25 protein-coding genes are annotated in these 21,822 nt (G+C 38.7%); 14 read left to right on the plus strand and 11 right to left on the minus strand.

Going from position 1 to position 21,822, the window contains the following annotated elements; all coding sequences use genetic code 11:
* Window positions 1-51: 51 nt before the first annotated feature.
* Both LCP48_RS08630 and LCP48_RS08635 read left to right on the plus strand, forming a co-directional pair.
* The gene (locus LCP48_RS08630) at window positions 52-483 is read left to right on the plus strand and encodes a GNAT family N-acetyltransferase (RefSeq protein ID WP_004229573.1); all 432 of its coding nucleotides are present in this window, start codon (window positions 52-54) and stop codon (window positions 481-483) included.
* 96 nt (window positions 484-579) lie between these two features.
* Window positions 580-1,263 (plus strand): hypothetical protein, encoded by a 684-nt coding sequence (locus tag LCP48_RS08635; protein ID WP_225340862.1) that lies wholly within the window; start codon window positions 580-582, stop codon window positions 1,261-1,263.
* 129 nt (window positions 1,264-1,392) lie between these two features.
* Here the strand turns inward: LCP48_RS08635 and LCP48_RS08640 are convergent, their stop codons facing one another.
* From LCP48_RS08640 to LCP48_RS08665, 6 genes are all read right to left on the minus strand, one after another.
* Window positions 1,393-1,782, minus strand: a complete 390-nt coding sequence (locus tag LCP48_RS08640; protein WP_216485552.1) for an RDD family protein — start codon at window positions 1,780-1,782, stop codon at window positions 1,393-1,395.
* A 63-nt stretch (window positions 1,783-1,845) separates the two neighbouring features.
* Window positions 1,846-2,808 carry a carbohydrate kinase family protein gene (locus LCP48_RS08645; RefSeq protein ID WP_216485551.1) on the minus strand — a complete coding sequence of 321 codons (963 nt, stop codon included), beginning with the start codon at window positions 2,806-2,808 and terminating at the stop codon, window positions 1,846-1,848.
* Window positions 2,808-3,692 carry a DMT family transporter gene (locus tag LCP48_RS08650; protein ID WP_004229564.1) on the minus strand — a complete coding sequence of 295 codons (885 nt, stop codon included), beginning with the start codon at window positions 3,690-3,692 and terminating at the stop codon, window positions 2,808-2,810. The genes LCP48_RS08645 and LCP48_RS08650 overlap by 1 nt, the downstream gene beginning before the upstream one ends.
* A 39-nt stretch (window positions 3,693-3,731) precedes the next feature.
* A complete protein-coding gene (locus LCP48_RS08655; RefSeq protein WP_216485550.1) occupies window positions 3,732-4,982 on the minus strand; it encodes a glutamate-5-semialdehyde dehydrogenase in 1,251 nt (416 codons plus the stop codon).
* 13 nt (window positions 4,983-4,995) lie between these two features.
* On the minus strand, window positions 4,996-6,090 hold the full coding sequence (gene proB, locus LCP48_RS08660) for a glutamate 5-kinase (protein ID WP_202341789.1): 1,095 nt from the start codon (window positions 6,088-6,090) through the stop codon (window positions 4,996-4,998).
* 390 nt (window positions 6,091-6,480) lie between these two features.
* Window positions 6,481-6,864, minus strand: a complete 384-nt coding sequence (locus LCP48_RS08665; RefSeq protein WP_216485549.1) for a sodium:proton antiporter — start codon at window positions 6,862-6,864, stop codon at window positions 6,481-6,483.
* Window positions 6,865-7,079: 215 nt separating this feature from the next.
* Here LCP48_RS08665 and LCP48_RS08670 point away from each other — a divergent pair, with 215 nt between their 5' ends.
* Both LCP48_RS08670 and LCP48_RS08675 read left to right on the plus strand, forming a co-directional pair.
* Window positions 7,080-7,703, plus strand: a complete 624-nt coding sequence (locus LCP48_RS08670) for a LysE family translocator (protein ID WP_009374224.1) — start codon at window positions 7,080-7,082, stop codon at window positions 7,701-7,703.
* Between the two features lie 12 nt (window positions 7,704-7,715).
* The gene (locus LCP48_RS08675; protein ID WP_004229549.1) at window positions 7,716-8,504 is read left to right on the plus strand and encodes a DUF1835 domain-containing protein; all 789 of its coding nucleotides are present in this window, start codon (window positions 7,716-7,718) and stop codon (window positions 8,502-8,504) included.
* Between the two features lie 137 nt (window positions 8,505-8,641).
* Here the strand turns inward: LCP48_RS08675 and LCP48_RS08680 are convergent, their stop codons facing one another.
* Together LCP48_RS08680 and LCP48_RS08685 are read right to left on the minus strand one after the other, a co-directional pair.
* Window positions 8,642-9,208 carry a DUF5412 family protein gene (locus LCP48_RS08680; protein WP_004229548.1) on the minus strand — a complete coding sequence of 189 codons (567 nt, stop codon included), beginning with the start codon at window positions 9,206-9,208 and terminating at the stop codon, window positions 8,642-8,644.
* A 90-nt stretch (window positions 9,209-9,298) separates the two neighbouring features.
* Entirely contained in the window at window positions 9,299-10,180 is an 882-nt protein-coding gene (locus LCP48_RS08685; RefSeq protein ID WP_004229545.1) for a LysR family transcriptional regulator, read from the minus strand.
* Between the two features lie 285 nt (window positions 10,181-10,465).
* Between LCP48_RS08685 and LCP48_RS08690 the strand changes: the two genes are divergently transcribed.
* Both LCP48_RS08690 and brnQ read left to right on the plus strand, forming a co-directional pair.
* Window positions 10,466-11,218, plus strand: a complete 753-nt coding sequence (locus tag LCP48_RS08690) for an alpha/beta hydrolase (protein ID WP_004229542.1) — start codon at window positions 10,466-10,468, stop codon at window positions 11,216-11,218.
* A 166-nt stretch (window positions 11,219-11,384) separates the two neighbouring features.
* Window positions 11,385-12,725, plus strand: coding sequence for a branched-chain amino acid transport system II carrier protein (gene brnQ, locus LCP48_RS08695; protein ID WP_216485547.1), 1,341 nt, complete (start codon window positions 11,385-11,387; stop codon window positions 12,723-12,725).
* 48 nt (window positions 12,726-12,773) lie between these two features.
* On the opposite strand, the gene LCP48_RS08700 is transcribed toward brnQ, so the two are convergent.
* Window positions 12,774-13,532 (minus strand): SDR family oxidoreductase, encoded by a 759-nt coding sequence (locus LCP48_RS08700; RefSeq protein WP_225340863.1) that lies wholly within the window; start codon window positions 13,530-13,532, stop codon window positions 12,774-12,776.
* Window positions 13,533-13,694: 162 nt separating this feature from the next.
* Between LCP48_RS08700 and LCP48_RS08705 the strand changes: the two genes are divergently transcribed.
* Window positions 13,695-14,276: a TetR/AcrR family transcriptional regulator gene (locus LCP48_RS08705; RefSeq protein ID WP_004229535.1), complete on the plus strand. Its 582-nt coding sequence runs from the start codon at window positions 13,695-13,697 to the stop codon at window positions 14,274-14,276.
* Between the two features lie 198 nt (window positions 14,277-14,474).
* On the opposite strand, the gene LCP48_RS08710 is transcribed toward LCP48_RS08705, so the two are convergent.
* Window positions 14,475-15,647, minus strand: a complete 1,173-nt coding sequence (locus LCP48_RS08710; RefSeq protein ID WP_202341793.1) for a YhgE/Pip domain-containing protein — start codon at window positions 15,645-15,647, stop codon at window positions 14,475-14,477.
* A gap of 58 nt (window positions 15,648-15,705) precedes the next feature.
* Entirely contained in the window at window positions 15,706-16,293 is a 588-nt protein-coding gene (locus tag LCP48_RS08715) for a TetR/AcrR family transcriptional regulator (RefSeq protein ID WP_225340864.1), read from the minus strand.
* Window positions 16,294-16,446: 153 nt separating this feature from the next.
* Here LCP48_RS08715 and LCP48_RS08720 point away from each other — a divergent pair, with 153 nt between their 5' ends.
* From LCP48_RS08720 to LCP48_RS08750, 7 genes are all read left to right on the plus strand, one after another.
* Window positions 16,447-16,761, plus strand: coding sequence for a PadR family transcriptional regulator (locus LCP48_RS08720; protein ID WP_009374222.1), 315 nt, complete (start codon window positions 16,447-16,449; stop codon window positions 16,759-16,761).
* 1 nt (window position 16,762) lies between these two features.
* Window positions 16,763-17,299, plus strand: a complete 537-nt coding sequence (locus LCP48_RS08725) for a DUF2812 domain-containing protein (RefSeq protein ID WP_216485545.1) — start codon at window positions 16,763-16,765, stop codon at window positions 17,297-17,299.
* A gap of 77 nt (window positions 17,300-17,376) precedes the next feature.
* A complete protein-coding gene (locus LCP48_RS08730) occupies window positions 17,377-17,907 on the plus strand; it encodes a DUF2812 domain-containing protein (protein WP_202341795.1) in 531 nt (176 codons plus the stop codon).
* Window positions 17,908-17,920: 13 nt separating this feature from the next.
* A complete protein-coding gene (locus LCP48_RS08735; protein WP_225340865.1) occupies window positions 17,921-18,826 on the plus strand; it encodes an ABC transporter ATP-binding protein in 906 nt (301 codons plus the stop codon).
* Window positions 18,804-20,054 carry an ABC transporter permease gene (locus LCP48_RS08740; protein WP_225340866.1) on the plus strand — a complete coding sequence of 417 codons (1,251 nt, stop codon included), beginning with the start codon at window positions 18,804-18,806 and terminating at the stop codon, window positions 20,052-20,054. The genes LCP48_RS08735 and LCP48_RS08740 overlap by 23 nt, the downstream gene beginning before the upstream one ends.
* Before the next feature lie 137 nt (window positions 20,055-20,191).
* Window positions 20,192-20,449, plus strand: a complete 258-nt coding sequence (locus tag LCP48_RS08745; protein WP_004229511.1) for a hypothetical protein — start codon at window positions 20,192-20,194, stop codon at window positions 20,447-20,449.
* A gap of 67 nt (window positions 20,450-20,516) precedes the next feature.
* A complete protein-coding gene (locus LCP48_RS08750; protein WP_225340867.1) occupies window positions 20,517-21,686 on the plus strand; it encodes a toxic anion resistance protein in 1,170 nt (389 codons plus the stop codon).
* Window positions 21,687-21,822 lie beyond the last annotated feature (136 nt).

Here is a 21,822-nt window from a genome sequence, read left to right on the forward strand (position 1 = left end):
AAATTGCACCTAGAGAAGATGATAGGGCAGGAGAAACTAGGAGGAATAGTAATGACTATAAAAAAAGTGACAACTGAAGCAGAATTACAAACAGCGTTTGATTTTAGACGAAGCGTTTTTATTGAAGAGCAGCAAGTCCCTGAGGAAGAAGAATATGATGAATTTGATACACTGGATGCTCCATGCGATCATATTTTGGTGTATTACAATGAGCAACCCGTTGGAACAGGGAGACTTCGTGTTGTAGAGGACTATGGCAAATTGGAGCGTATTTGTATATTAGAAGAATACCGCAAATATGGCCTTGGTAAGGAAGTTATTGTGGGCTTAGAGCAAATTGCTCGAGATAAAGGGCTAACAAAAGCAAAATTAAATGCTCAGTCCTATGCAGAAGGCTTTTATGAAAAATTAGGCTATCAGCGTGAAGGCGAAGAATTTATGGATTGTGGCATCCCCCATATTTTAATGAAGAAATACTGGTAGCAGACAAAATTCACACGATTATAGAACATGCCAGACTTAGCGTCATACTTTGTAACTTTTTAATCGTTGCTTGGGTCTACTGCTTAAAAGGGGGGGATGTTGTTGAAGAAATGGATATGCCTTTGTATCATGTGTTTGTTGTTACTGACTGCTTGCGGTAGTCAAGTCATCATCGAATGGGTTGATTTAATCAAATGGGATGGTAAGCAATATGAAGCTGTATATGAAGTCGCGTTAGCCGATCGTTCATTCATTGATAAGGAAATAGGAGAAGTTGATTTTAAAGTGGCTGATCATATCAAAAGAGCTTCTTATCGTTTTAAGGATGGCGATGCAGCTTTCCATGAGAAGGGGACAAAGCTTTATGCGATAAAGGGTCTTGACGATGCCATTGCGGTAGAGGATCAGTCGGTTATTAATGGCTATCGAATTTATATGATAAGAGATGAAGCTCCGCTGCGACGGAATTTTGATCAGGTTCCATTACAAGAAGTGAAGAAAATAGAATTTTACACATCTATGGAAGAAGGCAATCAGAAAACGGCTAGCTTTACAGACCAGTCTGACATGGAAGCTATAAAGGCGATTTTAACCAATAGTAAACTAGCCCCATCCTTTGAGCCAAATGGAGATACGAACCGTTATGATGTACTCTTTTATACAGACGATGCCATTGCTTTTCAATATGGCATACAATTTGATGGTACTACTTATTTTTGGTTTCCGTCAGAAAACGCGATTTTATCGAATGATCTACAGCAGTTTATTTCCAAAGATTAGCGTACTTCTCGAAAGAGGCTTATATTGAAGGATAATGCCATGCTACCTTCTATAATGGTTCAGTCGGATTATCACTTTAGCAAAATGCGCCAATTTAAGAAAGCTGCCTAAACATAAGGCAGCTTTCCTTTATTTTTGCTTTACAACCGTACCTGCAAAGCAATCATGAGGAAGACGTTGCCCCTGCTGTTGCTCGAAGGCTTGGCGATCTTTTAGATAATCGAACGTACTGATAGTGTCTCGATATGCCATGCGTTTAATAATTTGACCTTCTGATAATGGACGACCATCTTCATTTTCGAGTGTCAATCCCATTGCTTTGTAGCCAATCGTTTGTCCGTTTTTACGGAGTTGTGCATATTCTAGTGCCCACAATACTACAGTTGGCGTAACAAGTGCATGAACAGCCTCGTTTTTTACTTTTTTTCGTAGGAAGTATTCAACCCCCAACGTGACAGCTGTTGAAACAGCTGTATCGATTAAAAATGCAGCTGTGCGTTTTTTTGTCATCGATTCCATATAAGCCCTCCTTTAATGACCTGTCACTAGTACATACGAACAATAAGGATAAAAAGTTTCGATTTATCCTAAATGCATATCTAATGAAAGTACAGGATAGGATGGAATCGCCCCATGCTTTGTTGTTGAAATGCCTGCATATCCGTTTGCAAAAGAAAGCAGAGACATCGCATACTGTTCACAATGAGCTACCACTTGAGCTACTGTTAGTTGATGATGAAGAAATTGACTTAAAATCGCGCCGATAAAAGCATCCCCAGCCCCGGTTGTATCAACGGTTTGTACCTCATTAGCAGGAGCCTTCACATGATGCTTTTTCGTATATAGGGTAGCCCCAGCAGCACCATGTGTAATGATGATAACTTCTACATATCCCTTGAATAACGTTTGAACAGCTTCCTGTTCATCTTCTAGAGTAGTTAAAAACAACAGTTCTTCCTCTGAAAGCTTGACAATATGGGCTTTTGGTAAAAAGGCTAAAATGGTTTCACAACACGCCGTCTTATCCTGCCATAAAGGAAGGCGCACATTCGGATCAAAGGATATAAGGCTCCCTGCTTGATGTGCCTGTTCAATAAGGGCAAGATGTGCTTGTATCATAGGACTCTCTACAAGATTAACAGAGCAAAAGTGAACGATATCGTGCGCTGTTAATAGCTGCGAGGGGAGGTATTCCTGTTTGTATAAGAGATCTGCAGCATGTCGGCGATAAAACTGAAAATCTCGATCGCCAAGTTCATTTAATGAAACAAAGGCAAGACTTGTTTCGCCATCCGTTGTTTGACGAATAAACTGTGTATCTACACCTGCTTGCTGCAACGTTTTGATTAGGAAGTCACCAAAGGCATCCTGACCTACTTGTGTGAGGAGGGCCGCCTGCTGTCCTAGCTTTGCACAGACTGTGGCTACATTGGCAGGTGCCCCTCCTGCATGTTTAGTAAAATGCTCAATGTTGGCTAGGGAGCCGTGCTGCTGTGTTGGTGTAAAGTCAATTAATAATTCTCCAATTGTGAAGAGCTTGCCCATTATGAGACCTCCTGTGGTAGTCGCTTTTTCTTTGGAACATAAATCGTATAAAAAATACCAGCGAAAATGAGAAGGATCCCCATCGTTTGCGTAAAGCTTGGCATAAAATCAAGCAATAGCATATCCAGCAAAATGGCGACAACAGGGTCGACAAAAACCAATACGGAGACAAGAATCGTAGACAGGCTACGAATACTATCAAAAAATAAATAGTACACAAATCCTGTATGAATAAAGCCTGTGCCGAGTATATAAAACCAATTGGTTGACGTTAATCCATCGAACAGCGAGAAGTCGATAAAAGGCAGTAGTATCACGATTCCAACTGTTGTTTGAATATAGGTTAACGCATACGAGCTAAGCTTCGTGATGGTTTTGCTTGTTAGCATCGTAAGAGCATAAAATACCGCTGACAGTAATGCCCAGATAAAGCCAGATTGCATAAATTCTGAGAACGATACAAAATTATTGAGACCGATGATAAAAATACTACCGATAAAGCAAGTGATTGTTGCGACAAGTGCCTGAATGGTCATTTTTTCCTTCAAAAAGATAGCGCCTAAAATTAACACAAATATAGGGGCTAAATTATAGATGGAAATGGCAATCGAAATGGACATTTCCTCAAAGGCTTTAAATAAAAATACCCAATTTAATACAATAAAGACACCGCAAATAAGCGTTTGAAAAATTTCTTTCTTATCCCATACCTCTGTTTTATGTCCACCCGTAATGAGCCACATACCACCTAGAAAGAGGGTTGCGCAAATGCATCTAACAAAGACAAGCTCTGTAGCGGGAACACCAGTGTGAACGGTAAAAAAGCCGATGGAACCAAACAGTGCCATGGAGACTGTTAGTTTAATGATTGCTGAGATGTTCATACGAAACCTTCCTTCTATTATTTTATGAAACTATAAGAACTATTCACGAATTTGGCCGTTGCCATGAATAACATATTTTGTTGATGTTAGTGCGGGCAAGCCCATTGGTCCACGGGCATGTAGCTTTTGCGTACTAATACCGATTTCTGCACCATAGCCAAATTCAAAGCCGTCTGTGAAGCGGGTGGAGGCATTATGATACACTGCTGCTGCATCGACATTGTTTAAGAACGTCTCGGCGGTTAATTGATCTTCTGTAATGATGGCCTCAGAATGATTTGTGCCAAAGTATTGAATATGCTCAATCGCTTCATAGACATTTTCCACTAATTTAACGCTTATTTTTAAATCAAGGTACTCTGTCGCATAATCATCCGCCGTAGCTGGAAGGGCAGCTTCAAACTGCTGACATACTTGCTCATCCCCGATGATGGTTACACCTGCATGATGAAGAGACGTTAAAAGCTGGACGCCATGTTCTTTAAACCAAGTAGGGTGAATGAGTAAGCTTTCTGCTGCATTACAAACAGAAGGACGCTGTGTTTTAGCATTCAGACAGATTTTTTCTGCTTTTATGTAATCCGCCATTTGATCCACGTAAATGTGGCAGTTGCCTGCACCTGTTTCCAGTACAGGAACAGTCGCTTCATTGACAACTAAATCAATCAGGGCTTTGCCACCGCGTGGAATCAGCACATCTAAGTACTCTTTTAAATGGAATAGTTCTTTGGCTGTTTCGCGGCTTGTATCTTCAATTAATTGAACAGCATCGGTAGGGATAGATGTTTTAGCAAGCGCGCGATGAATACTTGCGACAAGAGCCATATTAGAAAACTTGGCAGTAGAGCTTCCGCGCAAAATAACGGCATTGCCTGTTTTTAGAGAGAGTGTTGCTGCATCGATTGTGACATTTGGTCGAGCTTCATAGATCATACCAATAACACCAAGTGGCACAATTCGTTTTTCAATGCGAAGCCCATTGTCTTTTTCAATACGTTCAACAATTGTACCTACTGGATCGTTTAAGGAGACGAGTAAATGAATGGCATCGGCCATTGCCGCAATCCGTTCTTCATTGAGCATGATGCGATCTAACGTAGATGCAGGTATACCTTGCTGCTCACCCTGTGCCAAATCCTTTGCATTTTCAGCCATAATGTCATGTCGATCGATTAATAGCTGTTCTGCAATTTTTTTCAGTGCCTCATTTTTCTCGCAGGTCGTTTTAATATTTAACATGTAGCTTGCGGCTTTTGCGCGTTGTCCTTTTTCTTGAATTTCACTTGTCATTTGTCATTCCTCCTTAATTCGTTTGAATTTTCAGCCATTTATCTCTGTGAATTACCTCAATAGGGCTTTTCAGCAATGTATCAGTCCGTTTTCCCATGGCAGAGATAAGCTCTTGAGAAGAGTACAGCACTTCGCCACGTCCTAGTAAGTCCTTTTCACTATAGACTTCTACAACATCACCTTTTACGAAATCCCCTTCTACACGATAGACGCCAGCAGGTAATAGACTTTTCCCATTATTCATTAAAGCCTGTTCAGCACCACTATCTATAAAAATTTTACCAGAAATTTCCGTTAGTGCAATCCACTGTTTATGATTTGTTAATACAGCAAGCTCATCATGCTCCACATAAGTGCCATCACCATGCCCTGCTAAAATATCGACGAGCTTCTGTGCGCCATGACCTGTACCGATAAATACCTTCACCCCTGCACGTAACGCTGTTCGTGCAGCCAGAAGCTTAGAGGCCATGCCACCTGTGCCAACCTTTGAACCTGTACCATCCGCAAAGCTTAGCAGGTCATCTGTAATAGCAGCTAATCGATCAATGCGCTCTGCCTGTGGGTTTTTATTGGGATTGGCATTATAAAGGCCATTGATATCTGTTAGAATGATGAGCTGATCCGCGTGGACAAGTCCACTGACGAGTGCTGAAAGCATATCGTTATCTCCAAAGGTTAATTCACTAATAGACACTGTATCGTTCTCATTAATAATCGGTAGCATGGATCGTTCTAACAATTCCTCGAAAGTCGCATAGGCATTTTTATAGCATTCTTTTTTAGAAAAATCTGTTCGTGTCAATAATATCTGTGCAGGCACGATATCGTAAATACTAAACAAAGCACTGTACGTTTGAATAAGTAGGCTCTGTCCTACAGCAGCAGCTGCCTGCTTTCCTTTCACTGTCACAGGGCGAGCAGGGTAGCCAAGTTGTTTAAAACCCGCCGCTACAGCACCTGACGAGACAAGCAACACTTCATGTCCCAATTTCTTCAACTCGGCGATTGCCTGCACATGGTCCATTAAGCGAACTTTATCGATTTCACCCTTCGCATTCGTTAAAGAGCTACTACCAATCTTAACAACAATTCTTTTTCTCTCCATCTCACTACCTCCATCATTGCTAAATCAAGATAAAAAAAGCCTTTTCATCCTAAAAATTAGGACGAAAAGACTTGCCTTCCGTGGTACCACCTACATTGAATATCATGCGACATTCCACTTTTCTCATAACGCTCGAGACTGCGCCTAGTTTGGCTAGGACGTTTCACGAAGTAGGTTTCATTAGTCTTTCTTGTACAATGCCTTCCAGCCGATGGGCATCGCTCTCTTTTCAAGCAGTGGCTAACTACTGGTCTTCGTTCGTTTTCTCATCTATTGACTAAAGGATGCACTACTTCTATAAGTCTGTCAAGCTGAATGGGTAAATTACTTGAAAGTTTTGATAAATTAAGAAAGGGATGCGCTAAAACGCTAAAGAGGTCGCTTATTCAATTATTTAAACCACCAAATCGCAATGAAAAGGGGAAGCATAGCCAGTACAATGACAAAGAAACTCCAAATGAATTGTTTCCCCGAAGACATATTTTTGGGTTTAATGCTCATTTGTTCATACAGCTGGTTAATGGCCCGTTGCTCTTTCGCATAAAGCATTGCTTGAAATTCTTCGTAATCTTGTATATAGCTAGATGGGGCACGTGGACTGAAGCGTAAATTTCGAATGGAATCTGTAATCTCTTTGTCAGCCATCCAATACGTGATGACAGGTGCTAAGCCTGCGTTTTGTGTGGCCTTTACCTCAATGTCATGGGATTTCATTTTATAGTAAACCTGTCCATGCTCATCCTCATATTGCGTGACAATATCACTTACTGCCATTATCAATCACCTCTTATGGAAGTTATCTGTTTTATCATGAGTTTCTACTATTATAATGGATTAGGGAAGAAAAGTATCGCTTGAGCGAGCATAAATTGTGAAACCAAAATTTTAAAAAAGTTTTGGATAAAGTCATAAACTTACATCTAGTGAGAACAACGTCATGTAGTATAATGTATATAGTTTTTTAAAAGAAGTTGAAGGAAGGGAAAGTTTTGGACATTTCAACGTTATTTGCGTTTTTAGGGGCTGCGATGATTTTAACCATTATGCCAGGGCCCGATAATCTATTTGTGCTTGCCCAAAGTATTACACAAGATAAAAAAGCGGGTATTGCCACATCACTTGGATTGTGTACAGGACTACTTGTTCATATTAGTGCAGCAGTACTTGGTATTTCTGCGATAATTTATCAATCGACCATTATTTTTACCATCGTCAAATTTGCAGGAGCAGCGTATTTATTATATCTAGCTTGGCAATCATTTCGTGCTAAAGGAGACCCTTTTACGTTGCAACAGCAAAATACGCAAGCTTATATTGAATTATATAAAAAGGGAATATTAATGAATATTTTAAATCCTAAAGTATCGTTATTTTTCCTAGCGCTGTTACCACAGTTTGTTAATCCATCGCAAGGACATGTGGCGTTTCAAATGCTTATTTTGGGTATTGTATTTTTAATACAAGCGCTTGTATTATTTTCATTGTTTAGTATATTTGCAGGGAAAGTTAGACAAGTCATTATTGGTAAACCTGCGATTGCTAAACGACTAAATACAGTTCAAGGTATTCTATTCACATTTATCGGGATACAGATTGCCATCAGCAAACAGTAGGGAGGAATGGACATGGCTATTTTACATATTACCTTTAGCTTAGCAACGCAGGGTTCTATGAAACTTGCAATACGTCAACATCGTTTGCAGCGAAATGAATCAGTTCTAAGTGTCCATGATGATCTCTCAATTGGACCTCTTCAAAACTTTGAAGACCGTAAAACTTGGTTAGCCACGCATATTTTAGATGATGATGACCAGCAATTGTATGATGAGATGTATGAAAACTGGAGGAAAAAAATCGCTAATTTACCTTGTGATGTGGATGTGTGGATTTGGTATAGTCACAACACACATGAACAGATAGGACTGCGCTATGTGATGAGTGAGTTAATTCATAAATGCAGTATGGTGTATGGTATTGATGCAACGGAGAATCTGAAGAGTATCCACCCCAATCTAGATATTCGCCATACAGGCGAGCTTTCCTCGGAAATGCTCATGAAGCTACGCCCTAGTGCGAAGCGATTCTCTGTGCAAGAATGTCAGCAACTCGCTAAGGAATGGGAAAACATCAAAGAACAGCCAAGTACATTGCGGTTATGGAAAAGTGAACTATTGCATGTAGAGGAAGATGCAATGGATGCATACATTATCGCCAGTGCAAAAAAATTGCATTTACAGCAAAATGAAGAGTGGCTAATGCCTACGCATATTTTGGCACAGATATTTGAAACTTTTGTCCATTATGTAGGAAATGATTTTGTAGAGTATCGCTTACTGACGCTCGTCGAACAGGGCGTATTTGCCATGAAAGGCGATACAAATGATATTTTTTCCTATCAGGTTAAATTACTTTAATTATAAGTAAATGAACAGTAAAAAATCAGGCGAGCAAAGCCTGATTTTTTATTGTTAACAAATGCATGAAGCTGTTTGAGTAGTACTCCAAATCAGTCGTTTCAACAATAATGATTCAGCACAGTAACTTAACCGTTTTAATTTTGATAACACTTTTCATATTCATCTTTCATCAACAAACTTTGACAAGCCAAGCCATTTTCATGATAAATCTCTTTATCAATACGTAATACTATACTTCTATTTGAATTGGTATAATTAGGCTCTTTATTAACAATGGATAATTTTTCTTCGTCTAGCCATTTCATCGAGAATTGACTTTTAGCCTCTGCATAATAGACGATTTTGTTTGTGTGAGCTTTATTATTTAAAATTTCTATCCATACATGAACACCACCACTTGGACCTGCACCACCATATGGTTCATAATAAGCGTGCGCTGTATATTCCCCTGTAGGAGATGAGACAGATTCGGGCACCTTTTGCGTATTTTTTTTATCTAAAGTACTAAACGTAAAAAAATATTGGATATCTATCAATATTCCCAAAAACAGGACTATACCTGTCAATAGTGCTGTTAATGTTTTTTTAGGGAAGTTTTTCTGTTTAAAAAAGAAAATCATTAATTTGATTACAAAAATGAACAATACGATCAAGGTAAATAAAAATACAAAGAAACCTAATGTATTAAGTAATAAATTCAAATTATTACCTCCCTAGTATGGTGAAACAGTGCCTTTTAAAAAATAAAGCGAGTAACATGGACATCTAGATGATGGTGTTACTCGCTCTTTCTATTTTTTGTCATAAAAATCGAAGACAAATTGTTTAAACTGACGTGCAGATGGCGATAAATAACGATTTTCGATCCAAGCCATGCCAATAATTCGTTCACATACCATATCTTCAACATGGATTTTAACGATTTTTTTCGGGTTTAAATCCTCATCATCGGGTAGTAAGGAAACGCCAAGCCCCGCACCAACAAATCCAGCGATTGTCGATACTTCATCACCTTCATAAGAAATTTTAGGCTTAATGCCCGCAGCATTTAATAAGCGATCAGCTGAGCGACGTAATGCATAGCCCTTTTTCATTAAGACAAAACTTTCATGCTCCAATTCTTTCATTTTAATGCTTTTACGATGGGCTAATGGATGATCAATTGGGACCATTATAAAGAGCTCATCTCGCCATAATTCCTTCCAACAAACTGGCGGCTCTGTATCGATCGCAGCTAGTAGGCACAAGTCTAACTCACCCGCCAGTAATTGTTTTAACTGTGAATGGGAGTAGTTTTGTGTGAAATGAAAACGAATATGGGGATGTTTTTGACGGAAGGCACGAATCAAGTCGGGTACAATACTCGTTCCAAGTGTATGTAAAAAACCGAGTGATACATCTCCGAGTTCTGGATTATTAAGTTCCTGTAATTCTAAAACAGCCTTTTCATATTCCTTACGCATGCGCTGGACACGATATAAAAATAGCTCTCCATATCGGTTTAGCATAATCGAGCGCCCTTGTCTGTCGAAAAGCGGTACACCTAATTCTTCCTCCAGCTTTGAAATTGAACGACTAAGTGCTGGCTGTGAAATCGCTAATGCTTCGGCAGCCCGTGTCATATGCTCTAACTTTGCAACGGTTACAAAATATTCTAATTGTTGCCACTCCATTTTTTTCACCTCTTTTCTTGTGAACTTTGAGTTATCTGCATTATAACGGGAAACAGACGGGAAGTATAGGGAGCAAAATATTTTTAAAAGGACGCTGCAATTATTTAGCAGAATGAAAAAGTTAAGTAGCAGAAAGTGTGATAGTACAGCCGTTAAGTTGACATCATTCATGCACAATACACATTGATTTGATAAAAACTATAAATTGTACATTATGAATAAAGGGTGGTAAGATAGACACATAAAATACACAATTATCAATTTCCGTGAAGGGGATATCATAAAATGAAGTTAACAAAGCCGCAACCTCTAACAATTGAGGGAGGCAATAAAGCCGTACTATTACTGCATGGGTTCACAGGTAGCACAAAAGATGTGAAAAAGCTAGGAGAATTTTTATCTCAACGAGGTTATACTGTGCATGCACCTATCTATAGTGGCCATGGCGTAGAACCAGAAGCATTATTAGAAACAAAACCAGAAGATTGGTGGAACGATGTAGTAGAAGGTTATAACTTCCTACAAGAGAAAGGCTATGAAGAAATCGCTGTTGTTGGGATTTCACTTGGAGGCGTCTTTTCATTAAAAGTGGCAGAGACATTCCCAGTGAAAGCATGTGTAGCGATGTGTGCACCGATTACACGTGATAATTCAAAAGGCTTATTTACACGTTTGTACCACTATGCTCGTTTATATAAACACTTTGAAAATAAATCAAAAGATCAAATTATTTCAGAATTACATGAATTACGTATTTCACCGAAGGATTCATTGGACGGCGTCACACGTTTAACAACAGAAACACGTGAAGAATTATCAACGATCAAAGCACCAACTCTTGTGTTACAAGGCTCACTAGATGATGACCTATATCAAGAAAGCGCACCTTTTATTTTAAATACTGTGGAAACAGACGACAAAGAAATCATTTGGTATGAAAACTCTGGCCACATTATTACATTGGACAAAGAACGCGATAAAGTGTATGAAGATGTTTATAAATTTTTAGATCATATTGAATGGTCAGTTGCAAACTAAGAAGGGGCTGTCAGTAGACAGCTCTTTTTTTGTTGAATCTCACTGGATAAACGAAAAAACTATTGTAATTATAATAAATGCTTGATAACATGATGAAATTGTAGTGAAAAATCATTCGATTAAAATAATTTGCTATAGTCTAAAACTTCTAAGGAGCACATCAATTATGCAACAAAAAATACCTTTTTCAACTTACGCAGTCATTGGTACCATGTTATTTGGACTGTATTTTGGAGCAGGGAACCTAATTTTTCCTATTCAAATGGGTCAATTTGCTGGGACTAATTTTTGGTTTGGATTAATCGGATTTTTAGTGACTGCTATCGGCTTACCATTCCTCGGAATTTTGGCAATTGGCTTATCAGGTAGTAATGGTTTACGTGATCTAGCCAATCGTGTTCATCCTATATTTGGTATTATTTTTTCATTGGCACTGTACTTAACAATCGGCCCATTCTTTGCCATCCCACGTACAGCAACTGTACCTTTTGTAGTAGGGTTTGAGCCATATATTCAAGCACAACATGCAACGCTACTACTAGCTGTATTTAGCTTTATATTTTTTGCCATTGTTTACTATTTTTCTTTAAATCCAGCAAAAATAATGGATTACATCGGTAAATATTTAACGCCTGCATTTTTAGTTGTTTTATTTATTTTAATTATTACAAGTATTACAAAGCCAATGGGCCATTTCCAGCAGCCAATTGGTGAATATATGGATGCTGCCTTTATGACAGGCTTTAAAGAGGGCTATAATACGATGGACGCCCTTGCCTCACTAGCCTTCGGGATTGTTGTCATTAATGCAATTAAAAGTGCAGGGATTACAGATCGTAAGGAAATTGCCAAGGCTACATGGACATCAGGTATTTTTGCGATGGCTTTAATGACGCTGATTTATGGTCTCATAACCTATATGGGCGCTTCCAGTATTAATGCTGTCGGGACTTTTGATAATGGTGGTTTAATCTTTGCGGCAGTGGCCGATCATTATTTCGGCTCATTTGGAGCTATTTTATTGGCGGTCATCATTGTGCTAGCGTGCTTAAAAACAAGTATCGGCTTAATTACATCTTGTAGTGAGTTTTTCCATGAGGTATTTCCGAAAATCAGTTACAAATGGTTTGTGTTCCTGTTGTGCGCTGTATCCTTTACGATTGCGAATTTTGGTTTAAACAATATTATCAAATATGCTATTCCAGTTTTAATGTTCTTATATCCATTAGCGATCGTCTTAATCTTGCTTGCTCTAAGCTCATCCTTCTTTAAGAATAAGCAAACAGTGTATGCCATAGCGATGATTTTTACATTTTTCATTAGCCTGATTGATGGCTATAAAGCCCTGGTAGAAAGTGTGCCAGATGCGAAGTTAGGTGTGTTGGACGCAGTAGAAAAATACTATTCTGCGATGCTACCTTTTTATGATATTGGCTTAGGATGGATACTGCCAGCGTTAATAGGGGCAGTAATTGGAAGCCTGATTCCGTCTCGAAAAGTTATATAATGAAAGAAACACGCACAAAAAATGTCTCTGTGCGTGTTTCTTTATGAATTAGTAAGCTGTCCAGCCACCGTCAACTGCAATAACTTGTCCATTTACAAAGCTAGCCTCATCCGAGCCTAGGAAGATCGCTAATTGAGCGATTTCTTCTGGCTGACCAGCCCGCGGATTGATGGATAGTCCTAGTGCTTGTCGTGCAGCTCCAGTTTGGCTCATATTTGTCATAGAAGTGGCGATATTGGTCATCACTGCTCCTGGCGCGATACCATTACAGCGAATATTTTTATCAGCATACATAAAGGCTGTATTTTTTGTTAAACCAACTACCGCATGTTTTGAAGCTGTATAAGCAGCCCCAGCCCGTGCACCATATAAGCCACCAGCAGAAATATTATTGACAAAGACACCGTGACCTTGTGCAAGGAAAATTTCGGTAGCCATACGCATAGAGCGCATAACAGCTGTTGTGTTCACTGCAAATACTTTTTCCCATCGTTCATCAGAAATTTCTCCAACTGGCTCCATACCATCCATAATGCCTGCATTGTTGACTAATATATCTAATTGACCATAGTTTGTTTTTGTTTCATCAAATAAACGTTGCAAGTCTTCTGCTGATGCGACATTGGTTTGAATGGCAAATGCTGTTCCTCCAGCCGCCTGAATACCTTCCACAACCGCTTGGGCACCCTCTAAATTTAAGTCTGAAACGGCAACCTTAGCGCCTTCTTTTGCATATCCTTCTGCAATGGCTTTCCCCATACCTGAAGCTGCACCTGTCACAATGGCTACTTTACCTTCTAATCTCATCTCAAAAACCTCCTCATCGTAATTTCTTTATTTATTGAACATCTGTTCATTATTCATTAAAATCATATAATAAAGATGAAAGCGATTTCAATATGCAAAAAAACAGAATGTGTTGAGTAATCAACACATTTGGACAAATTGTTTATTAAGGAGCTGAAAAAATTGCGTACAACGGATTTACGGATTATTAAAACCAAGCAAGCTCTCCACGATGCTTTATTGACCTTGCTTAGCCAAAAGCCATTGGAGCAAATCTCCATTGCTGAAATTTGTAGAGAAGCAAAGGTCAATAGAGGAACGTTCTATTTACACTACGAGCAAAAAGAGGGGCTCTTTGAAGAATACTTTCAGGAGATCATGGAGGATTTATATCAATCCTATGAAGAACCCTATCGTGCAGTCACGACATTGGACACAAATCAATTAGATCCCAACACCATCCGTATTTTTCATCATATTGAACGCTTTAAAATGTTTTACCGTATCGTCTTTTCTAAAAATGTCCCGCTGACCTATTATTACATGCTTTTTGATGGCATTTATTCTCTGCTAAAACGAGACATTACCACACACCACATACATCAAATGGAGGATCATATATCGATCGACTATTATAGCGCCTATCAAGCAAACGCCATCATCGGACTTATCATCCAATGGTATCGCGGCGATTTCAGCGATAGCGTGACCATGTTAAATCAACAGCTAGCAGCTATTTTAAAGAATGTGAGGAGTGGGGGATAGAGTAGGAAAAGTAGCGGATAGAACGCTCAATTTGAAGGATAGAGAGAGAAGTGACGGATAGAATGCCAGAATGGAAGGATAGTATAGGAAAAGTAGCGGATAGCAAGCTCAAAGTGAAGGATAGAAGAGAAAAAGTAGCGGATAACCACTCAAAGAGAAGGTCTACATCAACTTGTAGACCTTCTCTTTTCTATTAAATCATCGGACTGGAGCAGGCTTAAATGTGACGATCAACGTAGCAACGGCTAGTGTCACGAAGATGATGATGCCTAAGGAGCTACTGTTTTGCAGGAGATTATCAGAACTACCACCAAAGATGATTGTGTAGTAGCCATCTGCTCCATACGTGGCAGGTAGCATAGCAGCGACCTGCTTGTATCCTTCAGATAGCATGGTTTTTGGAACAAGTACACCTGATGTTACTAATTGGAGTGAAAGAGCACAAATATTAAATATCATCCCCATATTTCCAAAGGCAATCACAAATACTTGGGCCAAGCTAAGGAAAGCAAGATACATTACAGCTTGGAAGAGATAAATCGACAACAGGCTTTCTTGACTATCGATATTAAAAAGGTGCATCAAGCCAATTGTTATGAATGGCAATGTAAAGGCTACGCCCACATTGAGTAGCTGTCGTGCGAGAAACAATTGCCATTTTGATAGGCTTGCTTGAACGAGCTGTGCTGCTTCTTGGTGTTGCATAATCATGACCATCGCTCCCACAAAGGAGGAAATGATGACCATAAATGGGACGAAGTTTGCAGCAAATCCCTTTACATCATTGGTTTTTACAATTGTACCATCGACGGGATGGTCTTTGACATTCATTACAGTCGTTTTGACAGAAGTGGTAATTTGTTGGGCAGTGTCTTGCTCGAATGGAAGCTGAGCAAATTGTTGAGCAAAGACTGCAACCGCTTGATTTTGCTGCATTGGATAAAGGGCTTGATTGATTTCTTCTGTTAATTGCTTTGCTACACCCTCCATCATATTTTTCGCTACACTTGCATTGGCTTGATTAATCGCATAAATAATTTCAGCCTCTTTCCCTGCTTGGATTTGATTTGTAAAATCAGCTGGAATCTGCATAATCATATTAATTTTTCGTTCGTTTAATGCGCTCTCAGCTTTCTTCATCGAAGAATAGTCCTCCATTGCAAAGGGGATGGAGCCTTTGATGTTTTGTGCTACCTGTTGCCCCATTACGGAATCTTCCACAACAATGCCAATGCTTAACTGTTCTGCTCTTTCATTGACACCATCATAGGCAGTCATCCAGATTGTAAAGAAGATTAATTGAAAGGCAATGGTTGCAACAATGCCAATATAGGTTTCGCGAACTCGTAAAAATGCTTGTAAACCTGTCATTTTTTATTCCTCCTAAAATTAAGTAAGTACTTACTTGCATTGATTGGAAAAATTTTTTCTAGGAAACGAGTCCCCTAGAAAAAATAGCAACACTAGTTTGTAAAAGTTCTTCCGTTGGTAAGTCAGACACGATTGTTCCAAGTTGAGCACGTGACATAAAATGACCAAAATTCAAAGCGATAAGCGATAATGCTGCTGCTTCAAAATCAACTTCTCTTATTTTCCCCTGATGATGCATCTCTTGAAAATAGTGAATGAGCTCCTTTTTGATGAGGAGCGGGATATTGGCGATTTCCTCACTAATTTCAGGAAATTGAATAGATTCCTTAAAGCCGATCATGACAAAATCTTTTATCGACATTAAAAAATGAAAATGCTTCAATGAGAAATTTAATAAATCCTTTTCTAATTCCCACGTTACATTTTGATTGATCTCCTGCTGTAGAAGCGGATAATAAGAAAATTGCTCAATAATGGCTTTTAATAAACCACGTTTGTTGCCAAAGTGACGGAAAAGAGTGACCTCATTGACACCTGCTAATTCTGCAATGGTTTTGGTAGTTGCAGCTGTATAGCCTTTTTCACTAATCAATTGTAGAGCAGCTTCGATAATTCGTTGTGCAGTTCCTTTCGTTGTCAAAAACATACTTCCTTCCATGCAAGTAATTACTTACATCCTAGCATAGTGTACGAGGATCTGCAACACTATGAATGAGCGTTGACAATTATATCGACTGCTGATATATTTTGAGTATATCGACTGACGATATATTGATGGTCGATATAAAGGAGGATTTGTATGACACAGGAGCATCCGCCATTAACAGAGGGCGTTTATTATATTTTATTAGCATTATATGAGGCGAGGCATGGCTATGGCATTATGCAATTGGTGGAAGAAATGAGCAATGGAAGAGTGCGCTTAGGGGCCGGAACCATATATGGTGCGATTAAAACATTGTTGGAACGAGGATGGATAGAGGCACTTGATGGAGATGGCAGAAAGAAAGAATATATTATTACTGAAACTGGAAAAACAGTGGTGGAATATGAAATTTTAAGATTAAGGGAACTTTTTGACAATGGTATCCGTATAACGAGAGGAGTTGAATAATATGCATAAATATCGATTGATGATTAATCCCTATGCAATAGAGAAGTGGGTCAATGACATGGCTAGTCAGGGCTGGCACTTAAAAAAATTTACATGGATTCGCTTTACGTTTGAGCGTGGAGAACCAAATAGCGATATTTATCGCCATGATGAATTAGAGCGATTCGGTACGCACTATGAAGAGGAATTTCTCGAATTTCTCAAATCCTCTGACATTGAACAAGTAGACCGCTCTGGAAATTTTGTATTTTTTAGAAAAGCAGCACAGGAAGGTCCATTTGAGCTGTATACAGATAAAAAAACGAAAATTGGTAACCTGTCAAAAAAGATGAGGATCCTGCTTTCTCTTATTCTACTTAATTTGTTCATTGGACTGATCGGTTTAATTGGCGATTTTTCGGAGCAAACAACAGACTGGGTTGGTTTTGCGTTAAATACGCAGAATCTTGTGGTTGTTGTATTATTTGCCCTCCCATTCTATCAGCTTATGCGTATACGTAATCGATTAAAGAGAGAATTAAATGTATTTTCGGATTAACGATGCGTCTATTATTTTCCGGGAAATCAGAAAATAATGAAAAAGGAAGCATGATTTTATAGTAGGGGTGATGCAAAATGAAAAAAAGAATGTATCGTTTTTTTATTGATTACGAAAAGGAAGAACGATGGGTCAATGACATGGCAGATCGGGGGTGGAATCTTAAAAAGACAGTGGTAGGCTACTTTGTTTTTGAAAAAGGGACACCAGGTCAATATATTTATCGAAATGAATTTGTCAATAGAAAGTCAAAGGATTATTTTGAATTTTTAGACGAAATGAATATCGAGTGTGTGTCTAAGTTTGGTGGGTGGGCCTATTATCGAAAACCAAAATCGGAGGGGAACTTTGAATTATTCTCAGATGCTACATCTAAAATCAGTTATCTAAAGTCAATGAATCGCTTTTTTATACTAGTATTATTGTTCAATGTAATGATTGGAATTTATAATGTCGTGCTAGGGTTATTGGAGCCTGCTGCAGGACTTTTGAGTATTAGGACAGGGTGCATTAGTTTTTTAGTAGCCCTCCTTATGGTAGTGCCTATAGTGAAAAATGGAAATCGTAAAAAGGGCTTGAAACAAGACTTACATATATTTGAAGGATAAGGAGGATGATAACATGACGTTACAGTTACAGCATGTTACAAAGAAGTATAAGGATTTTACAGCTGTGGATGATTTGAATTTTACCATTGAAAAGGGTGAAATTTTCGGTCTAATTGGTCAAAATGGTGCAGGGAAAACGACGACATTCCGAATGATTTTAGATTTACAGGAGACGACGGCGGGGACAATTACTTGGGATGGCAAGCCAGTTAATGCCATTAACCGAGATGTCCTTGGTTATTTACCAGAGGAGCGTGGTATTTTCCCAACAATGAAGGTAGAGGAGCAGCTTTACTTTTTTGGTGAGCTACGTGGCATGAAACGAGCAGAGCTGAAAAAGGAAATAGATTTTTGGATTCAACGTTTTGAACTGGAGGAAAAACGCAAGGATAAGGCAGAAACACTGTCAAAGGGGAATCAGCAAAAGGTACAGTTAATTGCAAGCTTTATCCATAAACCTGCGTTTTTAATTTTAGATGAGCCGTTCAGTGGGCTAGATCCCGTCAATAAAGATTTACTAAAGGATGCTATTTTACTATTGAAAGAGCAAGGCACGACGATTTTGTTCTCCAGTCACCAAATGGACAATGTCGAGGAGCTTTGTGATCATTTGTGTTTATTAAAACGAGGTGTTTCTTTATTTTCTGGAAGCTTACTAGATTTAAAGAAACAATATGGTAAAACAAAGCTTGCTGTCCGTACGGATTGGTCAACAACACAATTATTGGCACTTGAGGGTGTCAAGGATGTGCGTGTAGAGAAGGAGCAAACAGTGCTTACATTAGTGGACGAAAGCTTTGCTCAAGGTATCTTTGAACAGCTATCCAATGGGAAGTATATTGAAAAATTCAGCTTAGATTATTTATCGTTAGATGAAATCTTTAAAGATAAGGTAGGTGGCCATATTGTCGAAGTTTAGTTTATTAATGAAGCAATTATATAAAGCTAAAATTAAATCAAAATCCTTTATCTTAATGACTTGTTTATATGTAATTGTCATGTCAGTGGCTGTCTTCTGGTCAGAAATTAAGGAATTATTCACAGGTGATGATGAAGCACAGCAAATCGCGATTATTAATGAAACCTCTGCTGATCTAAGTGGTATTTTTGTCTCGAATGGAGATATGAATTTTATTCAGGATGAGCAAGATGTATCGACCCTTGAAAAAAGAGTAAAGGACGGCAAGCTGGATGCGATTGTGACGATTAACGACCAAAATGGTCAATTACATGCGGAAATTGCTACGTTTACACCACTGAAATTAAACGATCAATCTACATTATCATCCTTATTACAATATGCAGGACAGCACTATGCCGTACAACAATTATCGCTTTCACCTGAGCAAGCGGCACAAATCATGGCAGCTCAAACAACAATTTCCACGAAAAACTTAAATGAGGCATCAACAGGTGGAAAAAGTGAAGAAGAAAAGCAATCAGGGCTAGTAGTTTCCTATGCGGTAGGAATTTTAATCTATTTCTTCATTTCTACATTCCTATCGATGATTACGACTGAAATAGCCTCTGAAAAAGGCTCACGCGCAATGGAAATGCTTTTAGTAAGTGTCAAACCTGGGACACATTTTAAAGCGAAAATCGCTGGAGTTTTATTGCTTGCTTTAACACAGATGGGTATTATTGCGATTGTGTTCCTTATCTATGCGAAGTTTATCAAAGGTGGGATGGTTTGGGATGCAGCTGCTAGCATTGTCAAGGAATTGTCCATTGGCTATGTCATCTATGCAATCGTATTCCTACTGTTAACAGTTATCCTTTATCTTATTATCGGTGCATTATTTGGCTCTTTAGTATCGAAAGTAGAAGAGGCGGGTCAAGTATTAATGCCTGCGATGATTATTACCATTATTGGCTTCTATGTTATGCTGACAGGCATGGGGAATCCAGATACAATTATCATTAAAATATTCTCTTATATCCCACTAACTTCTGGCATGATCATGCCAATGCGTATTGGCGCTACAGATATCGGTGGCATTGTACCATTACTTTCTTTAGGAATTTTAGTCGTAACGATTGTTGTCGTATACCTATTCAGTTTATCGTTCTATAAACGTAGTGTATTGACATATAGCTCTGGCGGCGTCATTCAAAAAATTAAAACGGTATTAAAGGTAACAACATAACACTAGGGCAGCTACATCATGATGTAGCTGCTTTTTTGGTCACAAGTAGCCATAGTTAGCAAACAATGTAAAGGAATTTACGGAATTAGTCGAATTTTGCATAGAAAGAAGCTATAATTTAACAAAGGGGTGAGACCATGTTAGCTAAATCAGAGGTGGAAGCGCTCCTTGCCCATCCACCAAATCAACGTTTAGCAACACCTGAGGAAAAAGCGCAGTTCTTTCAAAAACTTCAGCAGCTTTGTCCCATGAATAATGAAATAGAAGAAATTCTCCACCATTGTACTGAGATGGACATTTTTGTTGATAATACTCACCCTAACCAATATAGCGTGCAATATAAGCTTCACCAGAATGGCTATCGTATAGCAGACTCATATTTTTTCATCCTATAGAAAATGAAACTTTTTTACATGGTAATCGTAAGTAATTAGTAGAGATAAATTGCAGGGGGTAAAACGTATGTCTGAATTCAACAATGATCTTTTAAAATCCAAGGACCCATTCGCTTCAGAAAATCCTTTATTACAGCCAAATCCACTTTTACAGCAGGCGCCTGAGCAAAAGCCGGTACTTGTATCTGAGCAGGAGCTATCACAAATCGCTCAAAATCAGCTAATGTTAAAGCAAGATCCAGAGGTTCATACACTTGCACAAAAAATTGATGTCAAAGATCAAATTGCCATGCTAGAGCTCGGTAAAGAAACGGCAAGTGGCATTTCAACCTTTTCTGATAAAATGCTCGCAACGATGAAAGCTAGTAAGCTGGAAGAATCGAGTGTGCTTTTAAATAACCTGAATAAAATTATGGATAAATTTGATCCACAGGATTTTGCGGAAGAGAAAAAGGGCGGTTTCATCTCCAAGCTCTTTAACAAAGGAAAAGAACAATTGGAAAGGTTCTTATCTAAGTATGACAGCATGAATAAAGAAGTGGATGTCATTTACCGTGAAATCCAAAAATATGAAGGGGAAATGAAGCGTAATACCATTGACCTTGAAAATTTGTATGATCAAAACTTAAACTACTTCCAATCATTAAGTAAATTTGTTGCAGCTATTGAAGTGAAAACAGAAGAGGTTCGTGCGTCTTTACCAGCACTTGAACAAAAGGCTCAAAGTGGTGATCAATTGGCAGCTATGGAATATGAAACAATGCTTCGCGCTGTGGAATTATTAGAGCAACGTCGCTATGATTTAGAAATGGCACAACAAGTATCATTCCAATCAGCACCACAAATTCGCTTAATGCAGCAAGGGAACAATCATCTAATTGCCAAGATTAATTCTGCCTTTGTCACAACGATTCCGATCTTTAAGCAGGGGCTTATTCACGCAGTGACATTGAAGCGTCAAAAGTTGATTTCTGATTCTATGGTGGAACTAGATCGCCGTACGAATGAAATGCTTGTGCGTAATGCAGAAAATATTAGTAAGAACAGTGTGAATATCGCTCGTCAAGCTGGTAGCCCAAGCATTAAAATCGAAACCATTGAAACAACATGGCAAACAATTATGGCTGGTATTCAAGAAACAAAGCAAATTCAAGCAGAAACAGCAAGAAACCGTGAAGAAGGTCGTAAACGTATTGAGCGTTTGCAATTGGAGTATGAAAAACTGAAAAAAATGTAAGGCCCAAGCCTCTTGCAGCTATTGTTGCAAGAGGCTTTTTATATGGAATGTGTAGTCAGGTAGAGAGGCTCCTTCCAAGGGTTTGCCATAATATTCGCTAAGATGGAAATGTTCTTTGACAAAAAGCAAAATAGTG

Origin of the sequence: Lysinibacillus capsici (assembly GCF_020217405.1) — a bacterium.
GTDB lineage: Bacteria > Bacillota > Bacilli > Bacillales_A > Planococcaceae > Lysinibacillus > Lysinibacillus capsici.